The organism is Ectorhizobium quercum (assembly GCF_026552795.1).
GTDB classification, from domain to species: Bacteria; Pseudomonadota; Alphaproteobacteria; order Rhizobiales; family Rhizobiaceae; genus Ectorhizobium; species Ectorhizobium quercum.
The window spans coordinates 26302-51341 of sequence record NZ_JANFPI010000004.1 but is presented as its reverse complement, the minus strand read 5'-3'; the positions used below and the strand labels follow the sequence as shown (position 1 = coordinate 51341).

At 65.5% G+C, this 25040-nt stretch carries 21 protein-coding genes; 8 read left to right on the top strand and 13 right to left on the bottom strand.

From position 1 onward, the window contains the following. Nucleotides 1-26 precede the first annotated feature (26 nt). Nucleotides 27-1259: a metal-dependent hydrolase family protein gene (locus tag NOF55_RS12620; protein ID WP_306411739.1), complete on the bottom strand. Its 1233-nt coding sequence runs from the start codon at nt 1257-1259 to the stop codon at nt 27-29. Nucleotides 1260-1546: 287 nt separating this feature from the next. Between NOF55_RS12620 and NOF55_RS12615 the strand changes: the two genes are divergently transcribed. Then, nucleotides 1547-2551, top strand: coding sequence for a CobW family GTP-binding protein (locus tag NOF55_RS12615; RefSeq protein ID WP_306411738.1), 1005 nt, complete (start codon nt 1547-1549; stop codon nt 2549-2551). A 177-nt stretch (nt 2552-2728) separates the two neighbouring features. Here NOF55_RS12615 and NOF55_RS12610 read toward each other — a convergent pair whose 3' ends face one another. Beyond that, on the bottom strand, nt 2729-3391 hold the full coding sequence (locus NOF55_RS12610; RefSeq protein WP_306411737.1) for a TetR/AcrR family transcriptional regulator: 663 nt from the start codon (nt 3389-3391) through the stop codon (nt 2729-2731). A gap of 142 nt (nt 3392-3533) precedes the next feature. Between NOF55_RS12610 and NOF55_RS12605 the strand changes: the two genes are divergently transcribed. Continuing rightward, nucleotides 3534-4724, top strand: a complete 1191-nt coding sequence (locus NOF55_RS12605) for an efflux RND transporter periplasmic adaptor subunit (RefSeq protein WP_306411736.1) — start codon at nt 3534-3536, stop codon at nt 4722-4724. Continuing rightward, entirely contained in the window at nt 4721-7837 is a 3117-nt protein-coding gene (locus NOF55_RS12600; protein ID WP_306411735.1) for an efflux RND transporter permease subunit, read from the top strand. Before NOF55_RS12605 ends, NOF55_RS12600 begins: the two co-directional genes overlap by 4 nt. A 72-nt stretch (nt 7838-7909) precedes the next feature. Here NOF55_RS12600 and NOF55_RS12595 read toward each other — a convergent pair whose 3' ends face one another. Together NOF55_RS12595 and NOF55_RS12590 are read right to left on the bottom strand one after the other, a co-directional pair. Next, entirely contained in the window at nt 7910-9169 is a 1260-nt protein-coding gene (locus tag NOF55_RS12595; RefSeq protein ID WP_306411734.1) for a M28 family peptidase, read from the bottom strand. Further along, nucleotides 9159-10055, bottom strand: a complete 897-nt coding sequence (locus NOF55_RS12590; RefSeq protein ID WP_306411733.1) for a LysR family transcriptional regulator — start codon at nt 10053-10055, stop codon at nt 9159-9161. Before NOF55_RS12590 ends, NOF55_RS12595 begins: the two co-directional genes overlap by 11 nt. A gap of 145 nt (nt 10056-10200) precedes the next feature. On the opposite strand from NOF55_RS12590, the gene NOF55_RS12585 reads away from it, so the two are divergent. The 5 genes from NOF55_RS12585 (at nt 10201) to NOF55_RS12565 (ending at nt 14860) form a co-directional block, all read left to right on the top strand. Next, entirely contained in the window at nt 10201-11001 is an 801-nt protein-coding gene (locus NOF55_RS12585; RefSeq protein ID WP_306411732.1) for an amino acid ABC transporter ATP-binding protein, read from the top strand. Between the two features lie 34 nt (nt 11002-11035). Further along, nucleotides 11036-11857, top strand: a complete 822-nt coding sequence (locus NOF55_RS12580; protein WP_306411731.1) for an ABC transporter substrate-binding protein — start codon at nt 11036-11038, stop codon at nt 11855-11857. Between the two features lie 63 nt (nt 11858-11920). Further along, the gene (locus NOF55_RS12575) at nt 11921-12586 is read left to right on the top strand and encodes an amino acid ABC transporter permease (protein ID WP_306411730.1); all 666 of its coding nucleotides are present in this window, start codon (nt 11921-11923) and stop codon (nt 12584-12586) included. A 22-nt stretch (nt 12587-12608) separates the two neighbouring features. Next, nucleotides 12609-13580 carry an arginase family protein gene (locus NOF55_RS12570; RefSeq protein ID WP_306411729.1) on the top strand — a complete coding sequence of 324 codons (972 nt, stop codon included), beginning with the start codon at nt 12609-12611 and terminating at the stop codon, nt 13578-13580. Beyond that, nucleotides 13577-14860 carry a M20/M25/M40 family metallo-hydrolase gene (locus tag NOF55_RS12565; RefSeq protein WP_306411728.1) on the top strand — a complete coding sequence of 428 codons (1284 nt, stop codon included), beginning with the start codon at nt 13577-13579 and terminating at the stop codon, nt 14858-14860. The genes NOF55_RS12570 and NOF55_RS12565 overlap by 4 nt, the downstream gene beginning before the upstream one ends. Nucleotides 14861-14945: 85 nt before the next feature. Here the strand turns inward: NOF55_RS12565 and NOF55_RS12560 are convergent, their stop codons facing one another. From NOF55_RS12560 to NOF55_RS12520, 9 genes are all read right to left on the bottom strand, one after another. Continuing rightward, nucleotides 14946-16721 (bottom strand): ABC transporter permease subunit, encoded by a 1776-nt coding sequence (locus NOF55_RS12560; protein ID WP_306411727.1) that lies wholly within the window; start codon nt 16719-16721, stop codon nt 14946-14948. 28 nt (nt 16722-16749) lie between these two features. Next, nucleotides 16750-18081: an LLM class flavin-dependent oxidoreductase gene (locus tag NOF55_RS12555; protein WP_306411726.1), complete on the bottom strand. Its 1332-nt coding sequence runs from the start codon at nt 18079-18081 to the stop codon at nt 16750-16752. Between the two features lie 84 nt (nt 18082-18165). Next, nucleotides 18166-19230 carry an ABC transporter substrate-binding protein gene (locus NOF55_RS12550; protein ID WP_306411725.1) on the bottom strand — a complete coding sequence of 355 codons (1065 nt, stop codon included), beginning with the start codon at nt 19228-19230 and terminating at the stop codon, nt 18166-18168. Nucleotides 19231-19285: 55 nt separating this feature from the next. After that, a complete protein-coding gene (locus tag NOF55_RS12545; RefSeq protein WP_306411724.1) occupies nt 19286-20380 on the bottom strand; it encodes an ABC transporter ATP-binding protein in 1095 nt (364 codons plus the stop codon). A 185-nt stretch (nt 20381-20565) separates the two neighbouring features. Further along, nucleotides 20566-21516, bottom strand: a complete 951-nt coding sequence (locus tag NOF55_RS12540; protein ID WP_306411723.1) for a LysR substrate-binding domain-containing protein — start codon at nt 21514-21516, stop codon at nt 20566-20568. Nucleotides 21517-21714: 198 nt separating this feature from the next. Then, entirely contained in the window at nt 21715-22389 is a 675-nt protein-coding gene (locus NOF55_RS12535; RefSeq protein ID WP_306411722.1) for a DUF1028 domain-containing protein, read from the bottom strand. A gap of 18 nt (nt 22390-22407) precedes the next feature. Beyond that, nucleotides 22408-22824 (bottom strand): RidA family protein, encoded by a 417-nt coding sequence (locus NOF55_RS12530; RefSeq protein WP_306411721.1) that lies wholly within the window; start codon nt 22822-22824, stop codon nt 22408-22410. A 24-nt stretch (nt 22825-22848) separates the two neighbouring features. Next, the gene (locus tag NOF55_RS12525; RefSeq protein WP_306411720.1) at nt 22849-23370 is read right to left on the bottom strand and encodes a flavin reductase family protein; all 522 of its coding nucleotides are present in this window, start codon (nt 23368-23370) and stop codon (nt 22849-22851) included. A 47-nt stretch (nt 23371-23417) separates the two neighbouring features. Beyond that, a complete protein-coding gene (locus tag NOF55_RS12520; protein WP_306411719.1) occupies nt 23418-24938 on the bottom strand; it encodes a 4-hydroxyphenylacetate 3-hydroxylase family protein in 1521 nt (506 codons plus the stop codon). Nucleotides 24939-25040: the final 102 nt, after the last annotated feature.

The following is a 25040-nucleotide window of genomic DNA, read 5'->3' as shown; positions in this document are numbered from 1 at the left end:
GGTCGCGAAAAAGGCGGCGGCGGTCGTCACAGGGCGTATTTGTGGAACACGCCACCCTTCATGATCGCGCCGATGTCGCGCCCGCCGCTGGCCAGCAGATCGATATTCTCGAGAGGATTGCCGTTGACGACGATGAGATCGGCATGGGCGCCGGGGCGCAGGCAGCCGAGCTTTCCCTCCCGCTGGACGATCCGCGCGCCGACGAGCGTCGCCGAGCGGATGATTTCCAGCGGCGAAAGCACCTCGGCACGGATCCGGAATTCGCGGCTCTGGTCCACCTGCAACTGGCCGAGCAGGTCGCTTCCATAGGCCACGGGAACGCCGGCGCGCTTGCAGATCTCCAGCGAGCGCAGGCCGCCCTCGATGACGCGGTCGTTCTTTTCCAGCATCTCCGCATCCATGCCGTATTCGGCGGCGCGCTCCCGCATCGCGTAATAGGCGACGAGGTTGGCGACGAGGAACATGCCCTTTTGCGCCATCAGCGCCGCGGCGGCTTCGTCGATCAGGTTGCCGTGCTCGATGACGCGCACGCCCGCGGTGGCCGCCCGGGTGATCGCCTCGGCCGAATAGGCATGGGCGCAGACATAACGGCCGAAGGCCGTGGCTTCCTCGACGGCGGCATTGACCTCTGGAATGGAGAATTGCAGGGAATCGAGCGGGTCGTAGGGCGAGGCAACACCGCCGGACATCATGATCTTGATGTGGTCGCAGCCCTGGCGCATTTCCTCGCGGACGGCCTTGCGGACCCCGCCGACGCCATCGGCAAGGCACATGGAAAAACTCAGCGCGTCGCAGCACGGGCAGCGAAGCGCAACATCGGTGCGGCGGCGGCTGTCGCTGTGGCCGCCGGTCGGGCCGATCGCCCGGCCGGCGATGAAAAGACGCGGGCCGGTGATCAGCCCCTCCTCCACCGCGGTGCGCAGCCCCCAGTCGGAGCCGCCGGTGTCGCGAACCGTCGTGAAGCCGCGATCGAGCATGTTGCCGAGCAGCCGCATGGCATGGGCGGTCATCAGGGTCAGCGGCTGGCTTTCCAGGGCGCGGATATTGACCTCGTTCAGGACCGCATGCACGTGGGCGTCGATCAGGCCCGGCATCAGCACGCGGCCGCCGCAATCGATGACGTCGGCCTGCGCGGCGGCGATGGCCTTGTCGGAAACCTCCCGGATGAAGCCATCCTCCACGAGCAACTCGTGTCCGCCGACAATCTCGTCCCGCTCGGGGTCGAGCATCGAAAAATTCGTGAAGAGCTTCTGGGTCAACGCCGACCTCCGCGCGCAGCAACACGCCGCACCTGCATTGCTGGAATATGAGATGGAGCCGGGTTCCCCGCCGGTTTCCATCTGCCTCGAAGACGCATTCGTGCTGCGCCGCATTTTTTTACTTGCCGCCCTTTGGAGAGCTAGTGCATATTTTATCCAATTTGCGTTGGAGTCAAATTTTTTTGCGGCGCCCGAACCGCCTCCCGCGACACGGCGCGCAAAAGAGCGGTTTCGGCTGGCCGGACCGGCGAAACGCCGGCGCCCCGCGAGACAGGAGAGAACGAGACATGCCCGGACAACGCATCCCCGCGACCATTCTCACCGGCTTTCTCGGCGCCGGAAAGACGACGTTGCTGAAACGCATCCTTTCGCAGCCGGCCGGCCGGACATTCGGCATCCTGGTCAACGATTTCGGCGAAATCAACATCGACGCGGCCCTCATCGTGGAAAAGGGCGCCGAGCGGATTTCCCTCAGCAACGGCTGCGTCTGCTGCACCATACAGGCCGACCTCGTCTCCGCCATCGCAAGCATGCTCGACAACACGCCCGGTCTCGACCATATCCTGATCGAGGCGAGCGGCGTCTCGCGCTCCGTTCCGATCGCGGACACCCTCCAGTGCGAGGAACTGGCGCAGCGCATCTGCCTCGGCGGCGTATTCTGCCTGGTCGATGCGGAGGGCTTCCCCCTGCTCGACTACGTGTCGACGGAACTTGCCATCGACCAGATCACCGGCGCCGACATGGTCCTGCTCAACAAGACCGATCTGGTCTCTCCGGCCGATCTGGACACCCTGTTGCATCGGCTGAACGACCTCATCCCCGGCATGCGGATCGTTCCCGCCGTCGATGCCGACATTCCGATGGAACTGCTGTTCGACCTCCCGGAAAGCGCGACCGCCCCCGCGCACCGACACGACGAGGACAGCCATCACGGTCATGATCATGTCTGCGGCCCCGGCTGCGGGCACGATCACCACCACCACCATCATACCGACGCATTCGAATCCTGGTCATGGCAAAGCGACCAGCCGGTCGACGAAATCCGTCTGCGCAAGGCGCTGCGAAGCCTGCCGGCATCGCTGCTGCGCGCCAAGGGCGTGCTGCGTGTCCGGGGAGAGGCCGGAACCCGGCTTCTGGAATACCAGCAGGTGGGCAGGCGCAGCCGGCTGACGGCCGCCGATGCCCTGTCGCAGGCCGGCAGCGCCGTGGTGGCCATCGGCCGGAGGGAAAGCCTGGACGAAACCGCGTTCAGGGCCCTCTTCGATGCCTGCGTCATGGAGCCGGCAGGCTGACCGGCTCCATCGCCTCCATGTCCCGACAGGACACGAACTTTCTTTGCAATCCGGCTCCGGAAAGATATCGACAGGCAGCGCATCCCGGAGTTCCGGCGCCATTTTACTGCCGCCATCTCGTTCCGCAGCATGAGGCCGGTGCGCCGCCGGCCTTTGCCGATCCTGCCTGAGAGCCTGTCACGCCCCCGGCGTCGCGCCGCGTGGCCTGAGGCCTGCGGCGAGCATCGAGAAACAATGCCGGAGATAGTGCGACCGGTCGGCATCGCCGGGCCACTGGTGGCCCCAGCCGTCCTTCAGGACCGGGGCGCCGAAGGCAACGTCCATCAGCATCCGCGCGGCGATGGCGCTGTCGGCGATGTCGATGCGCCCGCATGCCTGCTGGCGTTCGAGCCAGGCGGACAGCAGCGCATGCGTCTCGGCAGGCCCCTGCCGCGTCAGGATCGGCTCAAGCTCGGGAACCCTTCGGCTTTCCGCGATGAACATGTTCATCACGGCGCGGCGCTCCCGCTCGGCGTCGGTATCGATGTCGACGCGGAATATCCGCATCAGCGCATCCTCGATCGGCAGGTCGTCATAGTCGCCGGGAAGAGCGACCATGCTATGGCGGTGCAGGGAGACGACGGCCGCGAAGAGATCCGCCTTGCCCGGGAAGAGCCGGTAGATCGTGCTGAACGACACGCGGGCGGCGGAAGCGACGTCCCCCATAGACGTGCCTTCATACCCGCGTTCCAGGAACAGGTTGCGGGCCATCGCCGTTATCCTCTTCCTGCGCGTGTCGTCCGGCGCGGTTTTCGGGCGGCCGCGCGGTCGCCCAACCGTCGCCTTCATCGTCTGGTCCAAGTCCATCGCCTGCCTTGATGCATTGACAGGGCATGGGAGATAAATTTACAGTAATTTGAATTACTGTAAACATACAATCGGGCGTGCCCTCGAAATGTAATTCGGAAAAATTTTCGAAATCAAAGAGATGAGGTGGTCTCATATGAGGCTGGTGAAGCAAATCGGCCTGCTGGCCGCCCTTTCCGCTCTGGCTGCCTGTAGCGCGGAACAAGCGCCGGGCACTGCGGCCTCCGAAAAGGTCGAGGTCGGATACATCGTCGTGCAGCCGGAGGCCGTTCCGCAGACGCTCGATCTGCGCGGGCGTGTCGTGCCCCTGGCGACGGCCGAGGTACGGCCGCAGGTCAACGGCATCGTACGCAGGATCGCCTTTGCAGAGGGGCGCGAGGTCGCGGCCGGCGACGTCCTCTACGAGATTGACGACGCCAAGTTCCGGGCAGCCTATGCCGCCGCCAATGCGGCGCTGAGCAAGGCCAGCGCCGCGACCGCCAGCGCGCAGACGACATACGACCGCAACAAGGCGCTTGCGCAGACGAACGCCGTCAGCGAGCAGGCGCTGGAGGACGCGCAGTCGTCCCTGCTGCAAGCCCAGGCGTCCGAGGAAGCGGCGAAGGCCGACCTCGAAACCGCCCGGATCAACCTCGACAATGCCACGATCCGTGCGCCGATCGGCGGCATGATCGGCGTTTCCACAGTCAGCGTCGGCGCGCTCGTCACGGAAAACCAGACCGATGCGCTCGCCACGATCCGCCAGATCGACCCCATCCATGTCGATCTCGTCGACACCAGCGCCAACCTCCTGCGCGTCCGCGACGAAATCGATGCCGGACGGCTGTCGCGCGACCGCGGCACGCCGACGACGGTGGCGCTGACGCTCGAGAACGGCAAGCCCTACGGGGAAAAGGGCGAGGTCTCGCTTGCCGACATGGTGATCGGCGAGACCACCGGAACGTTCATCGTGCGGGCCACCTTCCCGAACACGCAGAGGGTGCTCGTGCCGGGCATGTTCGTGTCCGCCTCGATCGATCTCGGCACCCTGTCCGACGCCTTCCTCATCCCGCAACGGGCGGTGACGCGCGGCGATGACGGCAAGGCGACGGTCTACGTCGTTTCCGCCGACGACAAGGCCGAGCAGCGCGAGATCGTCACCGAGGGCACCAGCGCCAACGACTGGATCGTGACCGATGGCGTCAAGGAGGGCGACCGCCTGATCGTCGACGGCTTCCAGAAGATTTCGGACGGCACCGACGTGACGCCGGTCGAGGCGACCATCGACGACAACGGCGTCGTCGGGCAGGAACTGGCGCCGCAGACGGGCACGGAGGCGGGCCAATGAGCCTTTCCGCGCCGCGCAATGCGCTTGCCAGCTTCTTCATCGCCCGGCCCGTCTTCGCCATCGTGCTTGCCATCGTCACCATGCTGGCGGGCGTGATGGGCATCTATTCGCTCTCCATCTCGCAATATCCGGAAATCGCGCCGGTGACGGTCCGCATCAACGCGACCTATACCGGCGCGACCGCGGAGGCCGTCGAAAACTCCGTGACGAAGAAGATCGAGAGCGTGATGACCGGCCTCGACGGCCTGCTCTACATGGAATCGACCTCCAGCACGGGTTCCGGTTCCATTTCGCTCACCTTCGCCAACGGGACCGACCCGGAACTGGCGCAGGTCGAGGTGCAGAACAAGCTGTCGCGGGTGGAATCGCAATTGCCGGAATCCGTCCAGAGCCAGGGCGTGCAGGTCAACCGCTCGCCTTCCGGCATCCTGATGATCGGCAACATCATTTCGCGCGACGGCCGTTATACGTCCGACGAGCTTTCCGACATCATGGCGAGCCAGATCGAGGAGCGCATCGAGCGGCTCGACGGCGTCGGCTCCGTCCAGTCCTTCGGTTCGGGCTATGCCATGCGCATCTGGCTCGACCCGGCGAAGATGGAGAAATACCAGCTCGTCCCCTCGGACGTGACCTCGGCGATCTCCGCCCAGAACGTGCAGGTGGCGGCCGGCTCCATCGGCGCGACCCCGGTCGTCAAGGGCCAGCAGCTGAAGGCGAGCATCATCGCCCGGACCCAGATGACCACCGTGGACGAGTTCCGGGGGATCATCCTCAAGACCGCCTCGGACGGCGCCGTCGTTCGCCTGGCCGACGTGGCGCGCGTCGAAATCGGCCTCGAAAGCTATGGCCAGAGCTCCACCTTCAACGGCATGCCGGCGGCCGGCTTCGGCGTGCAGCTCGCCTCCGGTGCCAACGCCATCACCACGGCAGACCTCGTTCATGCCGAACTCGACAGCCTTGCCGGCTCCCTGCCCGAGGGCGTGGAGATCGCCTATTCCTACGAGACGACGCCCTTCGTGGAACTCTCCATCGAGAAGGTGGTGGAAACGCTGATCGAGGCCATCGTGCTGGTCTTCGTCGTGCTGCTCCTGTTCCTCCAGAACCTGCGCGCCACCCTGATCCCGATGATCGCCGTGCCCGTGGTTCTGGCCGGAACCTTCGGCGTGCTGGCGGCGCTCGGCTATTCCATCAACATGCTGACCATGTTCGCTATGGTGCTCGCCATCGGCCTGCTGGTCGACGACGCCATCGTCGTGGTGGAAAATGTCGAGCGCATCATGCGCGACGAGAAGCTTTCGGCCCGCGAGGCGACGGAAAAGTCGATGGGCGAGATCACCGGCGCGCTGATCGGCATCGCCCTGGTGCTGACCGCCGTCTTCATCCCGATGGCCTTCTTCTCCGGCTCGGTCGGCGTCATCTACCGCCAGTTCTCCGTCACCATCGCCAGCGCCATGCTGCTTTCGGTGCTGGTGGCGATCATCCTCACGCCGGCGCTCTGCGCCATGATGCTCAAACCCACCCATAGCGGCCTGATGACCCGCTGGCTGGGCTGGTTCGACCGCGGCTTCGAGCGGGCGACGAACGGCTATGCCGGCGTCGTCGCCAAGCTGGTGGTGCGGCCGCTGCGCATGTTCCTCGTCTTCGCCATCCTTCTCGCCTCGGCCTACGGGCTCTATACCCGATTGCCGACCTCCTTCCTCCCCGAGGAGGACCAGGGCGTGCTGATGACCCAGATCACCCTGCCGGCGGGCGCCAATGCGGCCCGCACCCAGGCCGTGATCGACATGGTGCGGGACTATTACCTCAATCAGGAAAAGGATGCCGTGCAGAGCGTCTTCATGACGCTCGGCTTCGGCTTCGCCAGCAGCGGCGAGAACGCGGCGATGGGCTTCGTTCGCCTGAAGGACTTCGATCAGCGGACGGACAGCCGGCTCTCGGCCTCCGCCGTCCAGCAGCGCGCGTCGGCCTATTTCCGGCAGATCCGCGATGCCGAGGTCTTCGTGCTGGCGCCCCCGGCGATCCAGGGGCTCGGCCAGACCAGCGGCTTCTCGATGTATCTCGAAGACACCGGCAACAGGGGCCGCGATGCGCTGACCGCCGCCAGCAACACGCTTGCCGACAGCGCCGCGGGCAATGCCGTGGTCGCCGACATTCACGGCAACACCCGCACGCTGGAAGCGCAGCTGCGGATCGACATCGACCAGGAAAAGGCGACCGCGCTCGGCATCAGCCTTTCCGGCCTCGACAGCCTGATCACCACGGCCTTCTCCGGCTCCAACGTCAACGATTTCGTCTACAGGGGCGAGATCAAGCCCGTCTACGTGCAGGCCGATGCGCCCTTCCGCATGCAGCCGGGCGACATCTACCGCTGGTCGGCGAAGAACGACAGCGGCGAGATGGTGCCGTTCTCGGCCTTCGCGAAGACCGAATGGGTGCAGGGCTCGCCCTCGCTCGCCCGCTTCAACGGCACGGCGGCAGTCTCGATCAACGGTTCGGCGGCGGCCGGCGTCAGCTCCGGCGATGCGATGACGGAGGCCGAACGGCTCGTCGCGGATCTCGATGGCGGCTATACGGCGTCATGGTCCGGCCTCTCCTACCAGGAGCGGCTGGCCGGCTCGCAGGAGGCCCTGCTCTATACGGTCTCGCTCATCGTCGTCTTCCTCTGCCTCGCCGCCCTCTACGAGAGCTGGTCGATCCCGTTCTCGGTCATCCTGGCGGTGCCGGTGGGCGTGTTCGGCGCCCTTCTCTTCGCGAAACTCTTCGGCCAGTCGAACGACGTCTATTTCAAGGTCGGCCTGCTGACGACGATCGGCCTGACGGCGAAGAACGCCATCCTGATCGTCGAGTTCGCGAAAGACGTGATGGCGCAGGGCAAGGGAGCCGTGGAAGCGGTGATCGAGGCCGCGCGGCTTCGTCTGCGCCCCATCGTCATGACCTCGCTCGCCTTCATGCTCGGCGTGCTGCCGCTTGCCCGCGCGACGGGCGCCGGTTCTGCCGCCCAGAACGCGATCGGCATCGGCGTCCTGGGCGGCATGATCTTCGCGACCCTGCTCGGCATCTTCTTCGTGCCGCTGCTGTTCGTCACCGTGAGCCGCCTGACCGGCCGGCGCTGAGGGCGAAACCGGCGGGACGATTTCAGGCGCAGCACTTTCGAGATCACATCGGCTGCGAGGCGACCACCCGGGTCAGCTTTCCCGGGACGACCTCCAGAGACGGGCCTGCTCATCGGGCGCATCCAGCGCGGCTGCGACGATCGACGTCACAAGCCCGGCCGCCTTTTCCATGTGGGCAGGGTCAAGCCTGTCGCGCGTGTCGAAAGCCGTCAGCACATGGCGCGCCGGCGCGTTGGCGTCATCGAAGCCGCCGACCAGCCGGAAGGCGGGAATTCCGGCGGCTGCGAAATTCGCATGGTCGGAATTACGCTGGAAAGGCCGGTATGTCCGCAAGCCGATGTTTTCCCGCTCTGCGATGCCCAGGAGGAAAGGCTCGAGCGCGGCGTAACCGCTGACCAGGGCCGTCAGCGTGTGGTCGAACCCGACGGAATCGATGTTGACATTCAGCGCGATGGCCGCCCGCTCCGCCTCGTCAAGCCCGGCCACGTACAGGGCCGAGCCTGTCAACGCCCACTCCTCGATGCTGAAGAAGGCGAGACGCAGGCCGCGCCGCGCGGGCTTTCCCCCGGCGCGCAGACGGCGGGCCGTCTCGAGGGCGATCGCCACGCCCGAGGCATTGTCCATCGCGCTTTCCGCCAGCGAATGGCCGTCGTAATGAGCGGAAAGCACCACCCATTCTTCCGTTTCGCCCGGCATGTCGAAAAAGATGTTGCGGGTCTGCGCCGGCATTTCGCGCGTCTCGATGGCGAGGCGGACACGCGGATATCCGCCGGAGCGGCGGCGCAGCCGCGCCGCCGTTTCCGGCGAGATGCCGGCGGCAGGAATGCCCTCGCCGGCCTCGCGGCCGGATGAGCCGGCGACCAGACTGCCGGCGGAGGGCCCGGAAATCAGGAACCCTATGGCGCCGGCTGCCCGCGCCCGTTCGTATTTGACCCGGCGATGGATGGTGCCGGGCGCGAACATCAGCTCGTGGCGCACGAGGACGATCCGCCCCGGAATCTCCGCGCGATGGGCTTCGAATTCCTCTTCCGTGCCGCGTCCGAGGTCGATCACCTCCGCGTCGAGGCCGCCGGCCGGCGTCGGCACCGTCCTGACGAGGGGGTGGCACGGAACGGCTTCTCCATCGGCCATGAAAAGCCGCGCCGCCAGCGGCTCCCATCCCGCATAATCGACGGTATGGACGATGGGCGGCACGCCCGCCGCCGCTGCCCCGGCCTCCATGATGAAAGCGGCGGCCAGTGCCTCGCCCGGCGTGCCGGATAGCCGGCCGCCGCAATCGCACAGGGCGTAAAGATCGCGCATCACGCGGGACGCGGATGAACTAGCGGACATGATGGGCTTCCTTGCGAAGGGTTTCGTCGATGAGGGAAAGGAACGCCTGGGCAAGGCGCGATAGCGGCCAGTCGGAACTGGTGATGACGCCGATCTCATAGGGAATGGCAGGCTCGAACGGCCGCACCTCCAGCCCCAGGGCGGAGAACATCGCCGCCGACCAGGAATCGACGATGGATACGCCACCGCCTTCGGCCACCATCGCGCAGATGGAACTGAAGAAGTCGACCTCGCCGATCGCGTTCAGCGTTGCCCCCTCGGCGGCGAAGGCCTCGCGGATGCGGTGGGAGATCACGCGTTCCGGCGGCATGGCCAGAAACGGCTCGCCGGACAGATCGGCGGGGGAAAGGCAGGCCTTTTCCGCCGCCGGATGGCCTTTCGGAAGAATGGCGACGCAGCTCAGCGCGTATTTGCGCACCTCCACCCCGCCGATGTCGGTCGGAAGCTCGGCGATGCCGATATCGATGGAGGCGGCGGGAAAGAAGCTGCGCACCTCCTCGGACGTGCGGTTGATCAGGCGGATGCGGGTCTCCGGGTGATCCCGGCGGAACCGCGCCATGAGAACGGGGACAAGCGAGATCGACGCGCTCGGATGGCTGGCGATCACGAGCTTGCCGGACTTTCCCTCGCGGATGCCCTCCGCCACATGGTCCAGCCGCTGGAACATGTCGAGCGCATGCACGACCTGGGCGTGGAACTGCTGCCCCTCGCCCGTCAGGCTCAGCCGCCCGCCGTTGCGCGTGAACAGGTTGAAGCCGATGGAGGCTTCCAGCCGGGCGATCTGCGCGCTCACGGCGGGCTGGGTCACGCCCAGGATCTCCGCTGCCTTGGTGATGGAGCTGTTGCTGACCACCGTGCGGAAGGCTTCAAGCAATTTGAAGTCCATGCCTCTTTTTTCCTCCGTTGCACAGATATTGATCTCTAATTGCATAAATTTTTATTATTGTGAATAATCATTTTATATCATATGTTTGACTCACTTTCTCCTGAAAAAGAACAGAAGTCACAAAAAATCATAAGGAAATTTTTTGATGATGGAAACAAGCATCACGGCGTCCCCGCCCCCGCGTCCGGAAGACAGGGGACCCATCATCGCGGCGGAAGCGGTCAGCAAGAGCTTCGGCCCGACGGAGGTTCTGAAGGATGTGAGTCTCGGCGTGCGCAGCGGCGAGGTCGTCAGCATCATCGGCCCGTCCGGCTCCGGGAAAACCACCCTTCTGCGTTGCCTGGCCCTGCTCGAAACGCCTTCGGCCGGACGCGTCACCATGCACGGCAAGATCATTTCGGACGGGTTGAACGGCCCGGAGGTCCGCAGGGCCGCCGCTAGGGTTCGCCCGGACATCGGCATGGTGTTCCAGCACTTCAATCTCTGGCCGCACATGACCGTGCTTCAGAACATTGTCGAAGCACCCCGGCTGGTGCGGAAGATGGACAAGGCGGAAGCCACCGGGCTCGCCATGCAGCTTCTCGAGAAGGTCGGGCTTGCCGAAAAGCGGGACGCCTACCCGGCGCGTCTTTCGGGGGGGCAGCAGCAGCGCGTGGCGATCGCCCGCGCCCTGGCGATGACGCCGCAGGTCATGTTCTTCGACGAAGCGACGTCGGCGCTCGACCCCGAACTGCGCCACGAGGTGCTCCGGGTCATGCGGCAGCTTGCCGAAGACGGAATGACGATGGCCGTCGTGACCCACGAAATGGGCTTCGCCCGCAATGTCTCTTCCCGGGTGGTCTTCATGGATCAGGGCCGCATCGTCGAGAGCGGCGCGCCGGCGTCCTTCTTCGACAAACCGCAGACGGAGCGCGCCGTGCGCTTCCTGAGGCAAATTCAAGACTGACTGCAATCCCAAAAATATAAGGAGTGGAACAGATATGACATCCGTAAAATCCCGCATCGGCGCCGCCGTCATGACGGCCCTCGTTTCCGCCGCAGCCGTGACGGCGATCCCTGCCGCGACCCAGGCGCAGCAAGTGGAATCGCGGCTCTTCCGCATCACGCAGAGCGCCAAGCTGCGCGTTTGCCAGTACCCGCTTTATTACTCGATCTCCTTCCGCAATCCGGCGACCGGCGAGATCGAGGGCATCGACGCCGACCTCGCCAAGGAACTGGCGAAGGAACTCGATGCCGAACTGGAGATCGTCGAATCCAGTTTCGCCACCTTCATTGCCGATCTTCAGGCCGACAAGTGCGACATCGGCATGTTCGGCGTCGGCGCGACGCTGAAGCGCGCCCAGGCCGTGGAATTCTCCAAGCCCTACCTCCAGACCAGCATCTACGCCATCGTCCGCCAGGACGGCAAGGTCAACAGCTGGGAAGACATCGACAAGCCCGGCATCAACGTCGTCACCACGCTCGGCAGCTACATCGAACCCTTCATGCGCGATTACCTGAAGCAGGCGGGCTTCAACGCCATTTCCCCGCCCGCGACGCGGGAAGGCGAACTGATGGCGAACCGTGCCGATGTCGTGATGTCCGACTACCCGACGGCCATCAAGGTCAAGGACGAATTCGATTGGGCGAAGATCATCGAACCGACCGAGCCGCTGCGCGTCACGCCCTATGCCTACGTCGTGCCGCAGGGCGACCAGATCTGGCTGAACTACGTGAACCTGTTCGTGGACACGATCAAGCTCGACGGCCGGCTGAAGGCGCTTGCCGAAAAGCACCAGCTCGGTCCGATCGTCGCCCCCTGATTGACGCCAACCGTCTTCCGGCCGGCCCGCCCGGCCGGAAGCCCCGTTCCGTGAGATCCGACCATGTTCACCTATACGTTCCGCTGGGACGTGATTGCGGCCAACCTGCCGTTCATCATGACCGGCCTGCAAAACACCCTGATCATTTCCGCGATCACGCTGGTGCTCGCCATGCTCGGCGGCCTGCTGATCGCGATGCTGGACATGTCGCGCTACTGGCCCCTGCGGGTGATCGGCGTGGGTGTCGGCGAGATCATCCGCAACACGCCGATTCTCGTGCAACTCCTGTGGGCCTATTACGTGCTGCCCATCGTCTTCGGCATCAATCTCAGCGCGTTCACGGCCCTGATCATCGGCCTGTCCATCTATTCCTCCGCCTTCATCGGCGAGGTATACCGCGCCGGCATCCAGGCGGTGCCGAACGGCCACAAGGAAGCGGCCAGGGTGCTGGGGCTTTCCGGCATGCAAACCTTCCGGCGCATCGTGCTGCCCCAGGCCATCCGCATGACGCTGCCGCCGCTTGCCGCCAATTTCGTGCAGCTCATCAAGTATTCGTCGCTCGGATCCGTCATCTCGGTCAGCGAGATCACCCGCCGCGGCATGGAGCTGTCCTCATCGACCTTCCGCCCGCTGGAAATCTTCAGCTTCGTTGCGGTGGTCTATTTCTTCATCTGCTGGCCGTTGGCTATGGCGATCCGCTTCTGGGAGCGGCGCATGACACGACAGTAATTGAGTTCGGAATTCTGGAATCATGCAAACGACCAATCTTTCCGCCGCGGAACCCGCCAGCCTCTACACGCGTCCCCCGACATTCATGGATACGCCCTACACCACCGATGCCACGGGCGCCGGCGCCGCCATTCTCGGCTGCCCCTTCGATTGCGGCATCCATCCGTTCCGCATCGGCGCCCGCCAGGGACCGGCCTCCATTCGCGAACAGTCCGGGCTGGTGCGCAGGTTCCATCCGGAAAGAGCCGATTTCGACGTGCTGAAAGCGCTCGACGTGGTGGATTGCGGCGATGTGCGGCTCACTTCGGGGCGTATCGACGAAAGCTTTGCCGCAATCGAGGAGGCTGCCTTCCGGATTGCCGCCGCCGGTGCGGTGCCGATCGGTCTCGGCGGCGACGGCAGCGTTTCCCTGCCGCTGGTGCGCGCCGCCTCCAGGGTCCATCCGGGCCTGATCGTCCTTCATATCGACAGCCATACCGACGCCTATCCGGCCGACGAGGCCTATCCCTACGATGCCTCGACCCAGTTCACGCATGCCGCGCTGGAGCAGCGCATCCGCACCGGCGCCTCCTATCATGTCGGCCTGCGCGGAACGACGATGCGTGGCGGAGTCCACGAGCACGGACGCGGCCTCGGCTACAACCTCGTCACGCTCGAGGAACTGTGGAAATACGGTCCGGACCCGTTCGCGGCGAAGCTCAAGGCGGAATTCGCCGACAACCCCGTCTATCTGTCCTGGGACATGGACGTGTTCGATCCGTCCTGCGCGCCGGGCGTCTGCACGCCCGTCTGGGGCGGCCTGTCCGCGCGGGAGGGCATGATGCTCATGCGCGCGCTTTCGGGGCTCAACATCGTCGCCGCCGATGTGAATACCGTCAGCCCGCCGCACGACGTCAAGGGCATGACGGCTTTCCTGGCGGCTGCCATGATCTATGAGATCCTGCTGCTGCTTCTGGACCGTCCCGGACGGGAACCGGCCCGGGTTTCCGCATGACGCTCATGATGAACGAGGAACGGATGCAGCGCCGTGCGGCGCTCAGGCGGCGGGCGCTTGCCTGCGGCGACCTGGTGGCGGACATGACGCGCAGGCTCGTGCGCGTGCCCAGCGAAACGCCGCCCAGCGACACCCGGGCGGTGCGCGACGTCGCCGCCGCACTGGCGGGCACCATACCGAGCATCGAGATCGGGCTGCACATGGCAGAAGAGCCGGTCGCCAATCTCGTCGGCCGGCTGAAGGGCACGCGGCCGGGGCCGCGCATCATTCTCTCCGGCCATCTCGACACCTATCCTGCCGGACCGGCCGGCCTGTGGAGCGGCGATCCCTTCGACGGGCGAAGCGAGGGCGGCTTCCTCTACGGTCGCGGCTCCTGCGACATGAAGGGCGGCATCGCCGCCTCCATCATGGCCATGCGGCTGATCGCCGAGGAAACGCCCGACTTTCCCGGCGAGATCGTGCTGGCGCTGGCCGGTGACGAGGAGGCGATGAGCGAGCGCGGCACCCAGACCCTGATCGACGCACTGCCCGAGTGCCGGGGCGATGCGGTGATCGTGCCGGATGTCGGCTCGCCCCATATCCTGCGGCTCGGCGAGAAAGGCATGATCTGGCTCCGCCTGGAGGCTGCCGGGCGGGCTTCCCACGGCGCCCATGTGCATCGCGGTGAAAACGCCGTCGAAAGCCTTCTGGTGGCGCTGGCCGCGCTGAAGACGCTGGAGTCGATCCGGACGGACCCGGCACATCCCGCCGTCGCCGTCATGGATGCCGCCCAACCCGTTTCCGAACCGCTCGGCGGCGCCGGCGAAAAGGAAACGATGAGCCGTGTCACCGTCAATATCGGCCGGATCGGCGGCGGCACCTCGCCCAACCTCGTGCCCGACCACGCCTGGGCCGAACTCGACATCCGCCTGCCGGCCGGCGTGTCCGTCGCGACGGTGGAGGCGCGCATCGATGCCCTGCTGTCGCCCGTTCCGTCGGTCTCGCTTGAGATCACGCGCCGTTACGAACCCACCTGGACGGATGAAAACGCACCCATCGTCCGCTGCGCCCGCGCAGTCGCCACGGAACTGCTCGAAGAACCGGTCATCGTCAACATGCGGGTCGGCGCCTCCGATGCCCGGCTGTGGCGGCGGGCGGGCATGCCGACCATCGTCTGCGGCCTCACGCCCTACAATCTCGGGGCCGCCGATGAAAAGCTCGATATCGCCGAACTGCCGAAACTGACGGCACTTCTCGCCCTGACCGTTCTGGATTTTCTGCATACGCCGAATCCCGGCTAGCGCAATTCCGGCAACAGTGTGCCCAATCGTCACCACGACCCGGTCATGACATCCGCTTGCAGCTTCATCGGCTTCCTGCCGGGTGTCAGCGCCGGGCGGTGCCGCCCCGCGGTCTCTGGACGTATTCGATCGCGGCGAACAGGATCATCACGACGAGGAGGACGCAGACCGAGGCCGCCGCGATCCTCGGATTGGCCGAGAGCGTGATGTCGTCCCACATCTGCTTGGGCAGCGTCGTCTTGAGCCCGCCGCCGATGAAGAGCGCGACCGTCAGTTCCTCGAAGGATTGCAGGAAGCCGGTGACGAAGCCGACGACGAGCCCCGCCTTGACCATCGGCAGGGTGACGCGCCGGGCGACTTGCAGGCGCGACGCGCCGAGCGTCGCCGCCGCCTGGTCGAGCCGCCAGTCGTGCTCCTTGAAGGTGGCGAGCAGGATGACGAAGACGATGGGCAGCGCGATCACGCTGTGGCCGATGGCGATGGCGCTGTCGGTGGCGATCATCGAAAGGCTGGCGAAGAGATAGAAGAGCGAGATGGCGATGACGATCGGCGGAACGACCATCGGCGCCATGAAGATCAGGAAGGCGACACCGGCAAACCGGCTTTTCGAGCGGGCGAGGCCGAGCGCGGCCAGCCCGGCGACCGCGACGGTGATGAAGGCGGTCGCGAAGCCGATGCCGAAGGAGCGCAGCGTCGCCGAAACCCAGACCGGCGAGTCCAGATAGGCCTCGAACCAGCGGAAGCTGAACCCGACCGGCGGGAAGGAGAGGAATTCCGCTTCCGTAAAGGCCATCGGGACGACGCCGACGACGGGAAACAGCAGCACGGCAATCACCGCCCAGCCATAGAAGGCGAGCAGGCCGGAGCCGGAAAGGCCGCGAAGGTTGCGGCGGGTGAAGGCTTCCCACTTCGCGAAGAAGCGGCCGAGCCCGCCCGTCAGGCGCAGGCCAAGCCGGCGCAGCCTGCCGTCGGCAGAACCGCGTTTGCTTTCGCCGGCAATCGAGGAAAGGCCGAACAGCCGGTCGTAGAGGAAGATGGTCAGCAGCGAGGCGGCGACGAGCATCACGGCGAGCGCGCTGCCGAACTGCCAGTTCTGCAACTGGTTGATCTGGGTGATGATCAACTGGCTGATCATCGTGTCCCTGGCGCCGCCGACCAGCGCCGGGGTGATGAAGAAGCCGAGCGAGGAGACGAAGACGAGCAGGCCGGCGGTCGCCACGCCGCGCGCCGACAGCGGAAAGAACACCTGCCAGAAGGCCTGCGCGCCGCTCGCCCCCAGCGTTTCGGCGGCCATCGTCAGGCGCCGGTCGATCTGGTTCATGATCGGCATCATGGTGACGACCGCGAGCGGCAGCATGGTATGCACCATCGCGAAGATGACGGTGGCGCGGGAAAAGAGCAGGCTGTCGCCGCCCGGCAGGCCGGCCTTTTCCATGACGGCCGACACGATGCCGTTGCGGCCGAGAAGCACCAGCCATGCGAAGTTCTTGACGAGCGCGCTCGTCCAGTAGGGCAGAAGCACGAACATCAGCATGATGCGCTGGCGGCGGCCCGGCATGCCGCTCAGCCAGTAGGCGAGCGGATAGCCCAGGAGAAGGCACCACAGCGTGACCTGAAGCGCGACGGAAAACGTCGTGTTGAGCACCCGCAGATAGACGCTCGACGCGGTGATCCTCGCATAGGTCGCGAGCGTCAGGTCGCCGGCCTTGTCGAAGAGGCTGACCGACATCATGTCCACGGTCGGGATCAGGAAGAAGACGAGGATGAAGGCGAGGCCGGGCACGGCCAGCCAGAACGGGCCGGGCCTGAGAAAACCGGGCAGGCGGCCGGCGGTGGCCGGCGTCGTGGTCGCCATCGTCATCGGGTCATCTCCCTTGTCCTGCCGCGGCTCAGCCCGCCGCGTGGCGGTTCTTCGGGCGGATGAGACCGAGATTCTCGCGCAGCGTCGTGCCGGCATATTCGGTCTTGTAGGAACCGCGCTCCTGAAGGATCGGGATGACCTTGTCGACATAGTCGTCGAGATTGCCGGGATAGTAGCCCATCGGCATCATGAAGCCGTCGCCGCAGCCGGCCTCCACCCATTGCTCCATGAAGTCGGCCACCTGCTCGGCCGTGCCGCGCATGACGCGGTTGCCGCGGCGATAGGTGGTGGCGATCTCGCGCAGCGTCCTGCCCTCGCGGATCAGCTCGGCGATCTGGTTGAAATAGACCGTATGGTTGTTCGAGGTCCTGGGAATGCGGTCGAGCGGCACCGGCTCGTCGAGCGGCAGGTCGAGAAGCTTCGCTTCCAGGTCCATGCTCAGATACATGACGGAGAGTTCCGGCGGCACGAGCGACTGGAGATACTCGAACTTCTCCTCGGCCTCCTTCTCGGTATCGCCGATGACGGCGTCGAAGCCGGAAAGGATGTTGAGCTGGCTCGTGTCGCGGCCGAATTTAGCCATGCGGCCCTTGAGGTCGTCGTAGAAGGCCTTGGCGGCCTGCATGCCGGAGCCGGTGCCGAAGACGATCTCGGCGGTTTCGGCGGCCAGTTCCTTGCCGGCGTCGGAAGCGCCCGCCTGGATGATGACGGGATGGCCCTGCGGCGAGCGGGCGACGTTCAGGCCGCCATAGACCTTGAAGAATTTCCCCTCGTGATCGACCACATGATATTTCTTCGGGTCGAACTGCATCGCATTCTCCTTGTCGAAGATGAATGCGTCGTCCTCCCAGGTGTCCCAGTAGGCCTTGACCACCTCGACGCACTCCTTCGCCTTCTCGTAGCGCTCGCCGTGCGGCGGAAGCCGGTCGAGGCCGAAGTTGCGGGCAGCGTAATCATTGGCGGACGTCACCACGTTCCAGGCGACGCGGCCTTTCGAAATATGGTCGAGCGCGGCGAACTGGCGGGCGATGTTGAACGGCTCGAAGAAGCTGGTCGACATCGTGCCGCCAAGGCCGATATGCGTGGTGCTCATCGCCAGCGCGGTCAGGACGGTGATCGGCTCGAGACCGTTCTGGTAGATCGGCGATTTCGTCCAGATATCGAGATTTTCCGTCCGCGTCGCCGGCGTGTCGGCGAGGAAGAACAGGTCGAACAGCCCCTCCTCCAGCCGCCTGGCCGTGCGGATGTAGTGATCGATGTCGGTATCGGCGCCGGGCTCGGCCTCCGGCGTGCGCCAGCCCCCCTTGTGGTAGCCGTTGGCTTGAAAAAGGCAGCTCAGGACGATCTTCTTCTTGGTCATGGTTCCGCACTCTGGAAGGGACGACGCGGCCGCGCCGCCGGAAGGGAGGAGCCGGGCCATCGAACGGCCCGGCTGGCAGATGGCCTACAGCAGCAGGAATTCCTGCATGCGCTCGACGGCGGCGTCGTAATTCGCCGACCACCACTTCGAATCGATCTCGTAGAGGTTGGCGAAATTCTGCTCGGAGGTCGGCAGCACTTCGGCGCGTTCCGCCGGCATGAAGTCGAAGGCTTTCCTGTTGGTCGGGCCGTTGGCGACGATCGAGGAATAGGCGCCCTGGTGCTCCGGCTTCAGGCAGAACTCGATGAACTTCTGCGCGGCGGCGATGTTCGGCGCGCCGGAGACGATCGACCAGCCGTCGGTGGAGTAGCCGCCCTGGAAGACGGTCCTGACCGGGGCGCCGGCGGCCGTGGCGGCATAGGCGCGGGCCGACCAGGTGTCGCTCATATCGACTTCGCCGTTCTGGAGGATCTGCGTGTTGTGGGCGCCGCTGGTCCACCAGACCGCCACATGCGGCTTCAGTTCCTCGAGCTTGTTGAAGGCGCGGTCCATGTCGAGCGGATAGAGGTCCTTTGGCTCGACGCCATCGGCGAGCAGCGCGAATTCCAGCGCCGCCCAGGCGCCCTTGTAGAAGCCGCGGCGGCCGGGAAACTTTTCCACGTCCCAGTAATCGACCCAGTTGGCCGGGCCGGCATCCGGGAACTTGTCGGTGCGGTAGGCCATGATGGCGCCGAACACGGAAAAGCCGAGCCAGTTGTCGGTCAGCATGCCCGGCAGGATGTCGGCGGTCTCGGGACCGGAGATTTCGAGCGGGACGGTGTAGTCCTTGTCCTCCGTCAGGCGCATCACATGGTCCGGCGTGACCATGCAGACGTCCCAGAGATAGGACTTGGTGTCGACTTGCAGCTTGAACTGGGTGACGGGGTCGGGATCGTGGGCGACGCCGATGACCTTGATGCCGGTCTCCTTTTCGAACGGCTCGTAGAAGGCCTTCTTGATCGCCTCGCCCGGCGCGCCGCCGACATCGGCGACCGTCAGCTGGCCGGCGGCGAAAGCGGAGCGCATGAGGGCGGGCGTGGCGAGCGCGCCGGCGGCGAGGCCGGCGCTTTTCAGAAGAGTGCGGCGGGTAGGAGCGAGGATCGGTGACATGCGGGTTCCCTTCTGGTTTGTGATTTATGATTTGGCATGCGAGGCGGATGAACGGTCAGCGGTCGAGAAAGCGGGCATCCTCCGGATTCCATGAAAGGCCGACAGTTTCCCCGTGCCGGAGCGGCGGCAGGCTGGAGGAACGGCGGGCCGTGACGGCAAGGCCGCTGTCGAGGCGGATGATGAGGCGGCTTTCCGGGCCGGCATAGATCGTCTCTTCGAGACGGCCGGCAAGCCGGGCTTCTTCGGGCTTTTCGAGACGGATATGTTCCGGGCGGATCACCAGAAAGCCCTTCTGCGCCTTCGCCGGCGCGGGCAGCGGCAGCACGCCTTCGGGGGACACGAGGCGGTCGCCCTCCACCGCGCCCTCGAAAATGGTCGAAACGCCGATGAAATCGGCCGCGAACCGGCTGACCGGCCGTTCATAGATTTCCTGCGGGCTGCCGATCTGCTCGATCCGGCCGGCATTCATCAGGCAGATGCGGTCGGAAAGGGCCAGCGCTTCTTCCTGATCGTGCGTGACGAAGATGATGGTCGAGCCGGTTTCGCGATGGATGCGGCGGATTTCGATCTGCATCGCCTCGCGCAGCTTGCGGTCGAGCGCCGAAAGGCTCTCGTCCATCAGGATCAGCGAGGGATGATAGACGAGGCAGCGGGCAAGGGCGACGCGCTGCTGCTGTCCGCCCGAAAGCTCCAGGGGGAAACGCTTGCCGAAATGGGAGAGCCCGACCATTTCCAGCGCCTCGCCGATCCGGCGTGCGGCCTCGGTTCGGGCGATGCGGCGCATTTGCAGCGGAAAGGCGACATTCTCATGCACCGTCAGATGCGGAAAAAGCGCGTAGTTCTGGAAAACCACACCCACGTCGCGCTGGCTGGCCAGCGTTTCCGTATGGTCGCGTCCGTCGATCGTCAGGATGCCGTCCGAGGGTTTCACGAGACCGCAGATGAGCTGCAACAGCGTCGTCTTGCCCGAGCCCGAGGGGCCGAGCAGCGTCAGAAGCTCGCCGGACCGCACCTTCAGATCGGTCGGGTGAAGGGCCGCGAAACCGTCGTAGAACTTGCACAGCCCCTGGGCGTGAAGCTTCAGCCCGGCGGCATTCGCCGGGGCGCTTAACGGTGTTGCCGTGGTCGGGTCGATCACGCTGTTCTTCATGGTGCGACTGTCGTCCTGTGGCTCTGCCCTGGGGCCGGCCGGCGGGGTGGCGGAGCGCCGGCCGGATTCCGCTGAAAGTAAGCCGGACGGGCTGGCGGGTGTAAATTATGAAATTCTGGCCCAATGCATAGTCGCTGTCTAATCATGTGCCAGTGCTTAAATTATTGGCAATTTCGCGGCGCCGGTCAGGGCAGGCGGGTGCGTTTTTCCATCGCCGGGGCGACCATGCCGGGAATGTAGGCGTCGGAAATGCGGTTCCGGCAATGGCTTTCGAAGAGTTCGATGAGCCGCGACTTGCGGCGCTCCTTGAGCGAGACGAGGCCGATCACCATCGGCCTGTGGTCGCCAGCGAGGCGCAGGCGCACCAGCCTGCGGCCGTCAAGCGCCACATCCGCGCGCGGGCGCACGTTGGCCAGCGTGTAGCCGTAGCCGTTGGCGGCCATCGTGCGCAGGATATCCTGATGCGGCGAGCGCGCGCCGATGTTCGGGTCGAGCCCGGCCTGCATGAAGATCGCCAGGAAATATTCGCGGCTGATCGGCAGATCGAGGAGGAGCAGCGGCTCGGGCGCGATATCCTGCACCGTCACGGCGGAAAGCCGCGCGAAGGGATGCACCTCGCCGACCAGCACGTGCGGCGGCAGGCTGGCGAGCGGCACGAAGTCGAAACCGTCGGGCACCAGCAGGTCGTACATGATCGCAATGTCGATCTCGGCGCTCGCAAGCTTCTGGAGAAGCGTGTCGTGGTCTCCCACCACCTGCATCACCCGCGTCGAGGGGAAGGCCGAGGTGAAGGCGTGCGAAAGCTCCGGCATGATCATCGGCGCCAGCGTCACCATGCAGCCGAGGCTCAATTGCCCGCGCACCTTGTCATGGACCTCGGAGGCGACCTGATAGATCTGCTGCGCGTGTTCGAGCAGGCGCTTGGCCTCCACCAGCAGCGCCTTGCCGGCCGGGGTCAGGACAAGGCCCTGCGCGTGGCGGCGCACGAAAAGCTGGGTGTCGAGTTCCTGCTCCAGATGGGCGATCGCCGTCGAAATGGAAGGCTGCGAAATATTCACCCGCTCGGAGGCCAGCGTGATGGAACCGGTCTCGGCGGTCGCGATGAAATATTCGATCTGGCGAAGCGTGTAACGCATGCCTCGTCTATACCCTCCCCTTGCTTCCGACAAAAGAAGCCGTTCCACGCGTGAGGACGGCTTTCGGCGGACCGGGCCGGCCTTCTGCCGGAAGCCCGCATGAAATCAAGAGGATGGCCCGTTTACCATGCAGATGGAATTGGATCGGACCTTCCAACGACACAATCCCGTCTGGCGCGGCGGGAGCGGATATCCCGGTCACTCGTCGCCCGGAACGCCGTAGCGCGGCGCGGCGTCCGGTTCGAGCGCGCGGGCGATGTAGTCCTCCAGTTGCGGCTCGTAGAGCGTCCACAATGCGGCGAGCCGGCCGACCGGGTCCGCCTCGGCCCAGTCGACCCGCAGGTCGGCGATCGGCCAGGACACGTCGCGCACCATCAGGAGCCCGGCCGAATGCACCGGCCCGGCCTCGCCGCCAGCTGCCTGTCCCGCCTGCATGGCCGCGATCAGCCTGTCGCCGAGCGGCCCTTGCGCCGCCTCGAACGCCTCGACCATGCGGGAAGGCACGCCGGTGCCGGCGAGCATGTTGCCGGCGGCGGCGCAATGCCTGCCCTTCGCCGTGGCGAAGGTGCCGAGCGTATGGGCGCCGGAATGGATGGCCGCATTGCCCTTGGCGTCGACCAGCACGAGCTGGCGGTATTCGGCGGTCGCATAGCCGTCGAGAAGCTTCGCCAGCGCCGCCTCCGCATCGAGACCGGCGGCCATCAGATCGAGGCCCTTCGGCCCGAGCGAGGGATCGGTGACGTTCTGCGTCGCCACCACGCCGACCCCGGCGCGGGCATGGGCGCAGCGCGCCGCGACGGCGGGCGAGGAGGAGGCGATGGCGATGCCGAAGGTTCCGGTCTTTTCGCAGCGGCCGCTTATCGAGAAGGTCATGGCGCTTCCTTCGGGTGGTCAATCGGGAATGACGGCGGTAACGTCGATTTCGACCAGCCATTCCGGCCGGGCCAGCGCCGAGACGACGATGCCGGTCGAGACCGGAAAGACGCCCTTCAGCCATTTGCCGACGACGCGATAGACCTGCTCGCGGTAGCGCGGATCGACGATGTAGATGACGATCTTGGTGATGTGGGCAAGTTCGGAGCCGGCTTCCTCCAGAAGCATGCGGATGTTGGCCATCGCCTGCTCGGCCTGGGCGGTCACGTCGCCGACGCCGACATTTTCCGCCGTGTCGAGGTTCTGGCCGATCTGCCCGCGCACGAAGACCATCGTGCCGCGCGCGACGACGGCCTGGCAGAGATCGTTGTCGAGCGTCTGTTCCGGATAGGTGTCCCGGGTGTTGAACGTGCGGATGCGCTTGTGGACAGGCATGAAAGAACCTTTCGAGACTTGTAATCAGGCGGAGCGGAGGCCCGTCGCGTCGAGGCGGGCCGGACGGGCGTAGGCGCGGCCGGAATAGATGAGCGGCAGGCCCTCGTCTTCGGCGGTGACGGCCACCACCGCGCCGATGAAGACGTGGTGCGTGCCGACCTTCTGTTCGCTCGCCAGCCGGCAATCGAAGGAGACGAGGCCACCGTGCAGGCGGGGGAAGCCCGTCGGCCCGGTTTCCCAGCACGCGCCGGCGAACTTGCCCTCCGTGGTGTCCAGCCGGCCGGCGAAGCGGTCGGAGATCGCCGACTGGTCGTCGCGCAGGACGTTGACGCAGAAGCCGCCATTGTCGCGGATCGCCTGCGCCGTCACGCTGTTCTGGTGCAGGCAGACCAGCAGCGTCGGGGCCTCGCCGTCGGCCGAGACCGAGGACATGGCCGAGACCGTGGCACCGGAGCGGCCGGCCGGCCCGTCGGTTGTCACGATGCTGACGGTGCAGGCGGCGCGGCTCATGGCGGCGAGGAAATCGTTCCGGAGACTGTTTTCCATGATGGCTGTTTCCTTGTCGAAACCGGGGCGAAACCGGAGCCTGCCGCTCACTCGGCGGCGGGGCGGGCGGCCTGCGTGTCGAACCAGCGCGACACAGCGCTGTCGCCCGGCGTGCGGGTCGTCTCGCCGAGCACCGAGTCCGACAGGCCGGCGGCGTGCTTGACGAATTCCATCGGGCCGTCCCAGTCGAAGTTGCGGTAGACCGCCGCAAGGTGGGCGAAGGGCGGCGACTGGGCGAAGAGCTGGAAGGTCAGCCGGTGGCCGGCATAATCCGAGTTCAGCATGTCGCGGGCGAAGGCGAGCAGCTTGCGGCGGTCCTCGGCCACCCAGTCCTCGTTGATCGTGTAGAACTTGTCGAGCCAGGGCTTGGTTTCCGGCGCGTCGAAGGAGGCCTTGTCCGGCGTCACGCAGATCTGGCCGCCGCACAGTTCGCGGGTCAGGTGCATCATCTCGTGAAGCTGCGAGCAGGCCAGCACGCGGCCCGAATAGAGCAGCGACTGGTTGGGCATGATGAGGCCGCCCGGCGAGCGCTCGGCAAGGGTGATGGAGGCCGTCAGGTGGGCATTGATGCCTTCGCGGTAGCAGGCGAGCCGGGCGAGCTTTTCCTGCACGGCCTGCTGCTTGTCGAGCCCGGTCTGGCGCACGTTGAAGAGCGCGGCTCCGATCAGCATGTCGGCCAGCTTCAGGTTTCGCTGGGTGAAGGCGAAGGCCGAATAGCGATGCAGCGTGGCGCGGATGAACACGGCCGCCTTCGTGTGGCGGTAGAACAGCACGTTCTCCCACGGGATCAGCACGTCGTCGAAGATGACCAGCGTGTCGACCTCGTCGAACTTGTTCGACAGCGGATAGTCTTCCGCCGGGGCGCGGCCGGCAAAGCCCGTGCGGCAGATGAACTTCAGGTTCGGCGAATTGAGATCGCAGATGAAGCCGACGGCGTAGTCGGAATAGGCCGAATTGCCCCAGTTGGCGATGGTCGGCTTGGTGAAGGCCTGGTTGGCGTAGGCAGCGGCCGTCTCGTATTTCGCGCCGCGCACGACGATGCCGGCATCCGTTTCCGAGACGACATGCAGCAGCATGTCCGGGTCCTGTTCCTGCGGCGGCTTGGAACGGTCGCCCTTCGGGTCGGTGTTGGCCGACACATGGAAGGGATCGTGATGCAGCACCTTCAGGATGTGGTTGCGGATATTTTCCGAAAACTGCGGATCGACCTCGTTCAGCACGTCCTGACCGTCGAACAGCGACCACATCTCGCCGATCGTTTCGTCGCCGACGCGGGTGACGATGCCGCCGACATCCTCCAGAACGGCATCGGTGGCACGCCGCTTGTCCCACCAGTCGGCCTGGGTGTGGGGCAGCTTGTTGTTGACGGCGTTCCACTCGCCGTCTTCCCGGTAGGCCATGATGTGGCGCGTCGCCTGATCGTGCTGCATGTCGTAGATGCGGGCGCGGATATCCACGAGCGGCTTGAACATGGGGTGTACGGTCACGTCCTTGACGCGCTCGCCGTTGATGTAGATCTCGCGCGCGCCGCGGATGGAATCGCGGTATTCTGAACCCGTTCTGATCATTTCGGACCCTTCAAGTGTCTCGATCTGGAATTTCGTCTGTTGCGCGGATTATCCGTGCCTTCGTCGCGGCTGGAAAATAGAAGTTTCCTTGCTCCTGCTTCG